Origin of the sequence: Neolewinella lacunae (assembly GCF_014349155.1) — a bacterium.
Taxonomy (GTDB): Bacteria; Bacteroidota; Bacteroidia; order Chitinophagales; family Saprospiraceae; genus Neolewinella; species Neolewinella lacunae.
Genome location: NZ_JACSIT010000030.1, coordinates 38,468 through 49,803 on the forward strand (window position 1 = coordinate 38,468; position 11,336 = coordinate 49,803).

The following is an 11,336-nucleotide window of genomic DNA, read 5'->3' on the forward strand; positions in this document are numbered from 1 at the left end:
GCGGGGGCCGAGGTGGATGAACCACTTCCGCCCTCGCTCAATTTTACAACATGGCCCGCAGTAAAGCTTTTGACGAAACCGCTACACTCGAGAAGGCCATCGAACTGTTCTGGCGCCAGGGTTTTCACGGCACTTCTATCCAGGATTTGGTCGATCACCTGGGCATCAACCGCGCCAGCCTCTACGCCACTTTTGGCGATAAGGAAAGCCTCTACCGCCGCGCCCTAAGCCATTATCGCAACATCAACACCGAGCGCGCCCAATGTTTTCTGACCGCTCACCCCTCGGCAAAAACCGCCCTGCGTGAGTTGCTCCAACGCGCCACCGCTCCGCCGGATAAACAAAATGACCCGGTGGGCTGCTTCATCGTCAGCGCCAGCGCCGAACTGAGCCAGGGATCCACCGAAATTAACGAATTCCTCCTCCTCAACCAGGAAACCTTCGTAGGGCTGTTCCACAGCGTACTGCAGCGGGCCGTAGCCGAGGGTGAAATTTCGGCCGACCGCAACCTGCCCGCCCTGGCCAACCTCCTGTTTACCTACTACAACGGCGTGAAGGTCCTCAATCAGTTCAATGCCGACCCCACCCCTCTGCAAAACGCCACCGAAGAGTTGCTGAAGATTTTTGATTAAGCGCATTCATCCTTCGGTGAAGGGTGCCTCAGCTCAGCGCTTCTCCGCCCAGCGCAAATCCAGCGTCTTGGCAAATTCCCGCTTCGGTTCCAGGCGGCGCACCTCGATGGCGGGCGGCGGACTGTAATTCGTCGCTAAGTACCGGCTCGTGGTAGTCGCCGCACTGCCGGCGGGGTCGATGATCTGCTCAGTGGTGCGGGGCGAGTGGTTGTAGGCCCAAAAGCGGTTGACGCGGCGGCTTTCCGCTTCCAGCGAGTTAATCGGGAAAGTATCGTAGCTCCGGCCACCGGGGTGCACCACGTGGTAAGTGCAGCCGCCAATGCTGCGTTCGTTCCACTGGTCGTAGACGTCGAAAGTCAGCGGCACATCGGGTTCAATGGTGGGGTGCAGCGCCGAGGGCGGGTTCCAGGCCTTGTAGCGGATGCCCGCCACGTACTCGCCCTGCACGCCGGTGGGATCGAGCGGAACGACCGTTTGGTTGCAGAGCAGGGCGTAGCGGTCGGGGTTAAGCCCCGTCATCCGCACCTGGATACGCTCGGCCGAAGAATCGACGTAGCGGGCCGTTCCCGCACTGCCCAGTTCTTCGCCCAGGACGTGCCAGGGCTCGATGGCGCTGCGCACTTCGAGTGCCATCCCTTGCAGGCGCAGGTGCCCCAAGACGGGAAAGCGGAATTCCAGGAAGGGTTCCAACCACTCCATTTTGAAGTCAAAACCCGCCTCGCGCAGGTACCAGAGCACCTCAAGAAGGTCTTCGCGGACGTAGTGGTGGAGCAAAAATTTGTCGTGGAGGTCGCTGCCCCAGCGCACCAGCGGCCGGCGGTAGGGTTTGGCCCAGAAGGCCGCGCAGAGGGCCCGGATCAGCAGCAGTTGGGCCAGGCACATATCGCGGTGCGGCGGCATATCGAAGCCCCGCATTTCCAGGATGCCGAGGCGACCCGTGGGGCTGTCGGGACTGTACAACTTATCGATGCAGAACTCGGCACGGTGGGTATTGCCCGTCACGTCGATGAGCAGGTTCCGAAAGACGCGGTCGACCAGCCAGTGCGGCGGGTTGGGGTGGCGGTCGAGCTCCGCAAAAGCGATTTCGAGTTCGTAGAGTTGGTCTTGCCGGCCTTCGTCCACCCGCGGTGCCTGGCTCGTCGGGCCAATGAAGGCCGAGGAAAAGAGGTAGGAAAGTCCGGGGTGGTTTTGCCAGAAGTTGATGAAACTCCGCAGCAGATCGGGGCGGCGCAGCAGGGGGCTGTTGGCGGGTGTGGTGCCTCCGAGGGTGATGTGATTGCCGCCGCCGGTGCCGGTGTGGCGGCCGTCGATCATGAATTTGTTGGTGCCCAGTCGGCTTTCCTGGGCCCGGGCGAAGAGCGTAGTGTAGGTCGCCACGATGTCGCGCCAGTTCGTCGCCGGGTGCACGTTCACCTCCACGACGCCGGGGTCGGGGGCCACCACGAGTTTGGTCAGGCGGGGATCGGGCGCGGGGTGGTAGCCTTCGATGATGACGGGCCGTTGCAGCTCGGCGGCGGTACGTTCGATGGCTTGCAGGAGGCGGACGTAGGCCCCGTTGTCTTCCAGCGGCGGCAGGAACAGGTAGAGGTTGCCGTCGCGCGGCTCCAGGCAGAGGGCGGTGCGGACGTTCCGGGGGCGGCTGGCCGTTGCGTCAGCTGATTTTTCGTAGGGGGCGCGGACGCGGGTGCTGGGAAAGTCCTGGGGAGCGGGGGAAGTCAGGCCGGGCAGTGGCGGCAGGTCTTCCATGGGGCTGGCGGGCACGACGACCTCGGCCGGCTGGGTCACAAACTCGGGCAGGCGATCGAGCGGCAGGCGGAAGCCCATGCCGGAGTTGCCCGGCAGCAGGAAGAGGTGTTCCCGCCGGAATTCCCAGGGGCTGCTGATCCACTGGTCGGCGTCGAGGTCGTAGCCGAGGGGCAGGACGTAGCCCTTGGGCTTGTCGAGGCCCACTTCCAGGAGTTGGGCGAGCGTCTGACGTTCGAGCTTATCGGCGGGGTTGATGCGGCGGGGATCGACGTTGAAGGGGAGGTTGCCCGTTTCCCAGAGGAAGTAGAAGGTGTCTTCGTAGGCGGGCCGCAGGTGGTTGGGGTCCAGCGCCAGGTTTCGGGCCAGCGCGGTACCGAAGGCGGCGGCGTGGGTGTGGTCGGCATCGCCCTTTTGGGTGGGGTTGGCCAGCAGGGCGGGGTTTTGCCAGAGGATTTCGCCGTCGGTGCGCCAGTAGATGGCGTACTGCCAGCGGGGGATGGGCTCACCGGGGTACCATTTGCCCTGGCCCTGGTGGAGGAAGCCGCCGGGGGCGAAGTCTTTCCAGAGTCGGGTGGCCAGGTCGTAGGCCAGGCGGCGCTTGTCTTCGCCGTCGGCCGCCTCGTTCCACTGGGGGGATTCCATGTCGGCCTCCGAGACAAAGGTGGGCTCTCCGCCCATGGTCAGGCGGACGTCTCCCGCCTGCAAGGCCTGCTCGACTCGGTCGCCCAGGGCCAGGAGTTCCGCAAATTGGTGTTCGCTGTAGGGCTTCGTTACCCGCGGCGTTTCGTGGATGCGTTCGACGACGTTGGCGAATTCGAAGGTCACCTCGGCTGGTTCGGAGTAGCCGGAGAGGGGTGCGGCGCTGGCCGGCTCGGGCGTGGCGGCCAGGGGGATGTGGCCTTCGCCGGCGAAGAGACCGCTGGTGGCGTCGAGACCCACCCAGCCCGCGCCGGGCAGGTAGACCTCCGCCCAGGCGTGGAGGTCGGTGAAGTCGGCCTCGGGTCCGTTGGGGCCGTCGAGTACCTTTTCGTCGGGCGTCAACTGCACCAGGTAGCCGGAGACGAAGCGGGCGGCGAGGCCGAGGTGGCGGAGCATCTGGACGAGCAGCCAGGCCGTATCCCGGCAGGAGCCGTTGCGGCGCTCCAGCGTGACTTCGCAGGCCTGCACGCCCGGCTCCATGCGGATGTTGTAGTGGATGTCTTTGGCCAGCGCCTGGTTGACGGCCACCAGAAAGTCAACCGTTCGCCGGCCCAACGCGCCTTGCACCTGCGGCAGCGCCAGATATGCCTTCAATAAGGGCCCGGTTTCGCTGATGTGCAGGTAGGGTGCCAGTTCCGCCCGCAACTGCTCTTCGTAGGCAAACGGAAAGTGCTCGGCGTAGTCCTCCAGGAAGAAGTCGAAGGGGTTGATCGTCACCAGATCCGTAATCACCTCCACGTCAATGCTCAGCTCACGGGTGGGCTCGGGGATCACCACGCGGGCCTGGTAATTCCCGAAGGGATCCTGCTGCCAGTTAATGAAATGGTTGGCCGGCCGGATGTTGAGGCTGTAGCCCACGATGGGGTTGCGGGCGTGCGGCGCGGGCCGCAGGCGAATGATCTGGGGCGAGAGTTTTACCGCACGATCGTAGTGGTAGCTGGTATGGTGGCGGATGGCGACGCGGATGGGCATTAGAAAATTTTCATTGGTGGGGGGCAAAATGCTACTTAATTGCCAAGGTAAACACATATTTACCGCCAAAGACACCCTTGTATCGCGAATATTTGATTTATTTGGAAATCGATAGCACCTGCGCAGACCGCCCCTGCGCCCCTTCTGATGGCAAATGACACTCGGCTTAGCGTTGATCAGCAGACCTGCACTTTCACTTTTTAACTTACCCACATGAAAAAACACGCCGGGCTTTTCGCCAACTACACCGTTTCACCGGGCACCCTCGACGAAGCTTTCTCCGAGTTTCCCGGGGCCTACGCCGCTTACGACCGCATCTCGGAAGAGTTCGGAGCCCTGCAACAAGCGGAGTTCGAACGGCTCAACCAGATGGCCAAGCTGTCTTTTCTCAACCAGGGCATCACCTACGCGGTGTACACAGAAGACGGCGGCGGAACGGAAAAAGTATTTCCCTTCGATCTGTTCCCCCGCGTGATCGCCGCCGCAGAATGGCAAAAACTGGAAAACGGCCTCAAACAACGCAACGAAGCGCTGAACCTGTTTTTGGCCGACGTCTACAGCGAGGGCAAAATCCTCAAAGACCGGGTCGTGCCCGCCGCCCTGATCCACTCCTCGGCCCACTACGTGAAGCAAATGGAGGGCTTCTCGCCCGTTGGGAATATCTATACCCACATTTGCGGGACGGACCTGGTGCGGCACACCGACGGCAATTTCTACGTTTTGGAAGACAACCTGCGCAGCCCGTCGGGTGTCAGCTACGTCCTCTCCAACCGGCAGGTGATGCGCCGCACGATGTACGAAATGTTCAACCGCACGATGGTGGAAGACGTCAGCGCCTACCCCAATATGCTGCTGGAAACCCTGCAGTCGGTGTCGCCCCAATCGGCGGAAGTGCCCCGCTGCGTCCTCCTCACCCCCGGGCAGTACAACTCGGCCTACTACGAGCACAGCCTGCTGGCCCAGTTGATGGGCATCGATTTGGTGCAGGGAGCAGACCTGTTCGTCAACAACGACCTGGTGTATTTGAAAACGACGCGGGGTCCGCTGCGGGTTGACGTCATTTACCGCCGCATCGACGATGCCTTTCTCGACCCCCAGGTGTTCCGCAAAGACAGCATGCTGGGCGTGGCTGGCCTCATCGGGGCCTACCTGAAGGGCAACGTCACCATCGTCAATGCACCGGGAACGGGGATTGCCGATGACAAGGCCATTTGCTCGTACGTCCCCGACATGATCCGCTACTACCTCCAGCAGGAGCCCATCATTGAAAACGTAAAAACCTACATCTGCGACCGTCCCGAAGACCTGGCCTACGTACTGGAGCACCTGGGGGAACTGGTGGTAAAGCCCGTGGATATGTCGGGCGGCTACGGCGTGACGATTTGCGACCGCCTGAGTCGCGCCGAGCTAGACGCCGTGGCCACCCAGATCAAAGCCGACCCGCGCAACTACATCGCCCAGCCCAAAATCATGCTGAGCACCCACGCTACCTTCATCGACGAGGCCGGAACTTTTGCGCCCCGGCACATTGACCTGCGGACCTTCACCCTGCTGGGGCAATTCCGTAGCCAGGTGCTCAAGGGCGGCCTGACCAGGGTTGCACTCAAGGCGGGCAGCCTGATCGTCAATTCCTCCCAGGGCGGAGGCTCGAAAGACACCTGGGTGGTGGCCGATGGGTCCGCAGCCCCCAGCCAATCCCAAAGCCAGTACCAAGGCCCATTTTCCAGTTCCTCCCCAACCGACCACTGATGCTTACCCGAATTGCCAACTCCCTCTACTGGACGGGCCGCTACCTGGAACGTTCCGAACACCTGGCCCGCTACCTGCGGGTACAGTACTTTTCGATGCAGGACATCCCCATGCAAGACAGCCGCGCCTTTACCCTGCGCAGCATCGAGCGCATGTACAAGGGCGACAATGACCCGGAAAAAACCCTGAGCGAAGCCGAGGTGCTCCGCTCCGTGGGCATGTCTTACGAAGAGCCTTCGTCGATCCGCTCCACCGTGCGCCTGGCACGGGAAAACGCCCGGGCGCTGCGCCACGTCATTTCCACGGAGCTGTGGGAAAGCATCAACGCTTTCTACCTCTACTGCAATAATTTCAGTCCGGACTTTTTCGTCACCCACGGCCTCCACGAGTTTACCAGCGAGGTGGGCCGCTGTTGTGCGATCATTCGTTCGCGGCTCGACGATACCTTGTTGCAGGACGAAACCTGGACGCTGATGAAACTGGGCATCCACCTGGAGCGGGCCGTGCAGTTATTGCGGATCTTGCTGAGCAAGCTCTACGACATCGAGGAGATGAACGCCCGGGGCGACAACCCCATCCTGCGGCAGTACCAGGGGACGGTGATCCTGAAAATCCTGGAGGGTTTTGACCTGCACCAGCAGATTTACCACCAGCCCCTGTCTCCGCAAACTACGGTCGACTTCCTGGTGGCCCACCCCCAGTTTGCCCGCTCAGCCACCTACAACCTGCGCGCGGTGACCACCCTGATCGAACGCCTGGACGGCAACGCGCCGGAGAAAAACCCCGTCCTGTTTCAGGCGGGCAAGCTCTTCCACTACTTCCGCTATCTGGAGTACGCCGAGGTGGAAGACGACCTGGTGGGCCAGCTTTCCAAAGCCCTCGATTCCGTCTACGCCCTCCACGACGCCATCCAGGCACGTTACTTCGGGGAAAGTGAATAAGCCCTGGTCCGCGCTACCAGACCTCCCTCTGCTCTTAGAACTCGCGTATCTTTGCGAGACCACGTTCCTATTTCCCACTTCTGTTCACCAGTATTTTCCCGCCCCATGACCTACTGCCTCGGCATCCGCGTTAAAAAAGGCCTCGTTGCCATCGCCGATACCCGCATCACTTCCGGTAGTGAGACGACCTCAGCCAAGAAAATTTCCATCCACAAGCAAGGCCACAACAACATCTTTTTGATGACGAGCGGCCTGCGCTCCGTCCGCGATAAAGCCGTGACCTACTTTGAGGAAGTGTTGGAAAGCGAGGGCAACCACTTCGATAAGATGTACAAGGCCGTCAATGCCTTTGGCGAGCAACTGCGGCGGGTAGCAAAGGAAGACAAGGCTTCGCTGGCCGAATCGGGCATCTCTTTCAACCTCTTCACCATCGTCGGGGGGCAACTCGAAAAGGACAAAGACCACAAACTCTACCTCCTCTATCCCGAAGGCAACTGGATCGAGATCGGCGAAGCAACGCCCTTCACCATCATCGGCAATTCCGGCTACGGTACCCCGATTTTGAAACGGACACTCACCTACAATTCCTCCCTGAATTTCGCCATCAAGACGGGCTTTTTGTCTTTCGACAGCACCCGCGTGAGTGCCAACGACGTCGGTTACCCCGTAGACATGGTCATCTACCACAAAGACACGGGCTTCATGCACGAGGCCCGATTTGAAGAAAGTGAAACGGCCTACTTCGGCAACGCCTGGGGCGAGAAGCTCAAAGCGGCCATCAAGGAAATCCCCGAAGACTGGATCAACGACCTGGTCAGCACCGTCGAAAAAAAGGGCAAGGACTCCATCGTCCGGCAAATCCAGGAGGCGCAGCAGCAGTAGTTTGCCCACGCTTAGAGCTTATCCCAGCGCAATCGCAGGGTGCCGTCGACTTCGGAGACGTTGAGGTTGAAGTTGTTTTTGGTCAGTTTGGTGATCGTCCCCAGCCAGCGGAAGGCCAAAAAACCGTTGCCGTCGAAGAAGTCGGCATCGAGGGTAAACTCCACGTCGTCCTGAAGATCCCGAATGGCATCGATGTACCAGGTGCCGACGAAAAAGCGGCCGTCTCCCGTTACGTATTCCACCGTTCCTCCGCGCAAAAAGGTGATGCGGTCGTTGCGGAATTCGTCGGTCACGTTGTTGTTAAAAAGGGAGCCATCGCCGTCGAAGGAGGCTCTTTCAATCACCCAGGTACCCAGCAGGCGGTCTTCGCGGCGCTCGATGCGGTCTTCGATGGAGCAGGCGGATAAGAGGGGCAGAAGCAGGAGTAAAAGCTGGAAGGGGTTTTTCATTTGGGGAGCTTTTTGCGTCCACCCAAGATCGGGGCCTGGCCTTGATTTACCCCGACCAAGCGGTCGCTTTAAGCCGATTTTAACGTAAGTATTGGCCTGTTGCGGCGCTTTAAGATTTCCCTAACTGCAACGAAAACCCGGTCATGGGGTGTTGACGCCCCCAAACCGGCAACCATTACTTTCCTCCCCCATTATTCCTCCCACCGCTTAAACCAGCATATCTTCGCGCCATGAGCCAAAACAAGACGATCCTTTCCGGCATCCAGCCTACCGGCAAACTCCATTTCGGACGCTATTTCGGGGCCGTGGAGAACTGGAAACGCCTGCAGGAAGAATACGACTGCCTCTACATGGTGGTGAATTACCACGCCATGACGATGCCCTTTACGGCCAAAGCCCTGGCCGAAAACAGCTGGGAGTTGTGCTTCAATTTACTGGCCTGCGGCATCAAGGCGGAGAACATTTTCATCCAAAGCCTCGTACCCGAGCACGTGGAGCTGAACTGGATCCTCAACTGTTTCACGGGCTACGGGATGCTTTCGCGGATGACGCAGTTTAAGGACAAAAGCCAGCAGAACGAGGAAAGCGGCAGCGAGGGTTTCATCTCTGCGGGCCTGTTCACCTACCCCGTTTTGCAGGCGGCCGACATCCTGATTTACCGCGCCCACTACGTACCCGTGGGCAAAGACCAGGAGCAGCACCTGGAGCTGACGCGCAACATCGCCCAGCGCTTCAACAACTTCGCGGGCCGGGAATTCTTCCCCACCCCCGAGGGGCTTTACACCAAGGTCCCCAAGGTGATGAGCACCGCCGACCCCACCCGCAAGATGAGCGCCAGCCTGGGCGATAAACACAACATCGACGTGTTTGCCGACGATAACCGCATCCGCAAGCAAGTCCGCAGCGCCGTGACCGATGCCGGGGGCGCGGACGCAGGTGCAATGTCCGCCGGGGTCAGCAACCTCTTTTCCCTGCTCGACGCCAGTGGGAACGCCGAGGCCCACGCCTCCCTGCTGGCCGATTACGAAGCAGGGGCTTTGCAGTACGCCGACCTCAAAGAAGCCGTTGCCGACAGCCTCATTGCCATCTCGCGCGAGATCCGCGAAAACCTCGCCGAACTGAAAAAAGACCGCAAGGCCGTCAAAGACCAGATCAAGCAGTCGAGTGCCGACATCCGCAAGCGCGCCCAGGAAACCCTCCGCGAAGCCAAGGACATCTGTGGTTTGATGAATGTGCGGTTCTGATGGCTCATGGGAGGATGGTCAGCCGATTCCCTTTACTCCTTTCCCCCCTTACTCCCTTACTTTCGTGGGAGTACCCCGGATTACGGATGCTTCGCATCCTCCATCCGGGGTTATTGAGGTTCGGGGCCGTCTAAAAAGTCTACTAGGGGGGCATTCTGGTACAAAATACGAAAAAGTAGTATTTTGAGGCTGTTCCCATCCCCGTAGCCGATGAGCACAAAAAGAGCAGTTTTCAAGCCTGACCTCCAGAACCAAGGCTTGCTATTCCCTCCACATCTTGCCGACATGGTACCGCCTCATCATAAGGCGCGGCTGATCAGCCAGATTATAGATGGGATGAACATTGATTCGATCCTAAGCACCTATTTAGGAGGTGGCAGTAGCGCGTACTCTCCTCGGATGCTGCTTAAGGTGTTGGTTTATGCCTATTCTGATCGGGTGTACTCATCTCGTTCGATTGAGAAGGCTTGCTATGAGAACGTGTGCTACATGTGGCTAAGTGGGATGTCCACTCCCGATCACAATACGATCAATAACTTTCGCAAGCACCGCATGGGTGGCCGGGTAAAGGAAGTGTTTGCCCACGTTTTGTTGACTTTACATGAACAAGGCTATGTCAAGCTGGATGATTACTTTTTAGATGGCACTATACTGGAGTCAGTAGCTGGCCGGTACACCTTCGTTTGGAAGTCAAACGTTGAGCGTTACAAGAAGTCGGTGCTAGACCAGATAGGGATGATCGTTTCTCAGATTGACGCTTTATGTGAAAAAGCGGATAAAGAGGATGAGCAAGCTGCCGATGGGGATGATCAAGGGGACAAACTCAGCGACAGTGCAGCAGTCCAAGAAACGATTGATCGACTCAACAAAGCCTTAGAAAGTCAGTCCCCCAGCACCAAGGAGGAAGCCAAAGAGGTCAAAAAGGCAAAGACAAAACTGAAAAACCTGGAGAGCAAGTCCTTGCCCAAACTCCAGGAATATGAGCGCCAGCAAGAATTACTGGGAGATCGGTCGTCTTACTCTAAAACGGATCATGGTGCTACGTTCATGAGGCCCAAAGACGACCACTTGGGCAACGGGGAGCTAAAACCCGGCTACAATGCTCAAGTGGGAACGGAAAACCACTTTGTTGTAAACTGGACAATGCACCAGACGCCTTCTGATGCGGCCTGCCTCATTCCTCATCTTGAAGACACCGAATCGATCTTAAGCCAAATCGGATTGAACTTGCCCAAGGCCATTACAGCCGATGCGGGGTATGGCAACGAAGAGGCCTATCGCTATTGTGAGGGCAAGGAGATAGAAGCCTACCTCAAATACCCGGGCTATTACAAGGAAGAGCAAGGAGTACTTAAAGCGCCATTTGCGCCAAGCCAGTTATACTATAACGAAGAGCAAAATGTGCTGATATGCCCCATGGGTCAGCATATGACGTATTGTGGAGAGGGAGAGGAGAAAACAGCAAGTGGGTATATCCGTGAAACAAGTAAGTACAAAGCCGTCAATTGCATAGGCTGCCCCTTGCGCGGGATGTGTCATAAACAAGACGGCAACCGAGTGGTAACCATTAGCCACAAAGGTCAAAGCTATCGCCAGCAAGCCCGAGCTCGTCTGAGCACGAAAGAGGGTAGAGCAAAGTGCCTGCGCCGTAACGCAGAAGTCGAGGGCTTCTTTGGCAACTTGAAGGCCAATCTGGGAAGACGTCGGTTTACACTAAAGGGACTTACGGGGGTTAACATTGAGATGGGCCTCCTTTCGATAGCCACAAATCTTCGTCGATTACATAAATTATCGATTGAGCAAGGGCGTAGTCTGCTTACTCCGGTCGTACAAAGGGCCCAAATGACCTAAAACGGCCCAAAAATCCGTCTAGACGGCATTTTTAACTCCCTGAAGGCCCACCCAGCATGTGGGGAGGCCCAAAAAAGGAACACATATTTTTTCTTAAATGTGTCAGAACGCAACCAGCACAGCCACCGTGGCGCACCCCACAGCTTTGGGGCTGACTTTTTAGACGGCCCC

At 58.6% G+C, this 11,336-nt stretch carries 8 protein-coding genes; 6 read left to right on the top strand and 2 right to left on the bottom strand.

Annotated elements, in window-relative coordinates:
* The first annotated feature begins 50 nt into the window (after nt 1-50).
* Nucleotides 51-632 carry a TetR/AcrR family transcriptional regulator gene (locus H9S92_RS00410; RefSeq protein ID WP_187464754.1) on the top strand — a complete coding sequence of 194 codons (582 nt, stop codon included), beginning with the start codon at nt 51-53 and terminating at the stop codon, nt 630-632.
* 33 nt (nt 633-665) lie between these two features.
* Here the strand turns inward: H9S92_RS00410 and H9S92_RS00415 are convergent, their stop codons facing one another.
* Nucleotides 666-4,049: a transglutaminase family protein gene (locus tag H9S92_RS00415; protein WP_187464755.1), complete on the bottom strand. Its 3,384-nt coding sequence runs from the start codon at nt 4,047-4,049 to the stop codon at nt 666-668.
* Between the two features lie 213 nt (nt 4,050-4,262).
* Between H9S92_RS00415 and H9S92_RS00420 the strand changes: the two genes are divergently transcribed.
* The 3 genes from H9S92_RS00420 (at nt 4,263) to H9S92_RS00430 (ending at nt 7,621) form a co-directional block, all read left to right on the top strand.
* Nucleotides 4,263-5,798, top strand: a complete 1,536-nt coding sequence (locus H9S92_RS00420; RefSeq protein ID WP_187464756.1) for a circularly permuted type 2 ATP-grasp protein — start codon at nt 4,263-4,265, stop codon at nt 5,796-5,798.
* Nucleotides 5,798-6,739 (top strand): alpha-E domain-containing protein, encoded by a 942-nt coding sequence (locus H9S92_RS00425; protein ID WP_187464757.1) that lies wholly within the window; start codon nt 5,798-5,800, stop codon nt 6,737-6,739. Before H9S92_RS00420 ends, H9S92_RS00425 begins: the two co-directional genes overlap by 1 nt.
* Before the next feature lie 105 nt (nt 6,740-6,844).
* Nucleotides 6,845-7,621, top strand: a complete 777-nt coding sequence (locus H9S92_RS00430) for a peptidase (protein WP_187464758.1) — start codon at nt 6,845-6,847, stop codon at nt 7,619-7,621.
* A gap of 11 nt (nt 7,622-7,632) precedes the next feature.
* Here the strand turns inward: H9S92_RS00430 and H9S92_RS00435 are convergent, their stop codons facing one another.
* On the bottom strand, nt 7,633-8,070 hold the full coding sequence (locus H9S92_RS00435; protein ID WP_187464759.1) for a hypothetical protein: 438 nt from the start codon (nt 8,068-8,070) through the stop codon (nt 7,633-7,635).
* A 230-nt stretch (nt 8,071-8,300) separates the two neighbouring features.
* Here H9S92_RS00435 and trpS point away from each other — a divergent pair, with 230 nt between their 5' ends.
* Both trpS and H9S92_RS00445 read left to right on the top strand, forming a co-directional pair.
* On the top strand, nt 8,301-9,314 hold the full coding sequence (gene trpS, locus H9S92_RS00440) for a tryptophan--tRNA ligase (protein WP_187464760.1): 1,014 nt from the start codon (nt 8,301-8,303) through the stop codon (nt 9,312-9,314).
* A gap of 210 nt (nt 9,315-9,524) precedes the next feature.
* Nucleotides 9,525-11,165: an IS1182 family transposase gene (locus tag H9S92_RS00445; RefSeq protein WP_187464761.1), complete on the top strand. Its 1,641-nt coding sequence runs from the start codon at nt 9,525-9,527 to the stop codon at nt 11,163-11,165.
* The last annotated feature ends 171 nt before the right edge of the window (nt 11,166-11,336 follow it).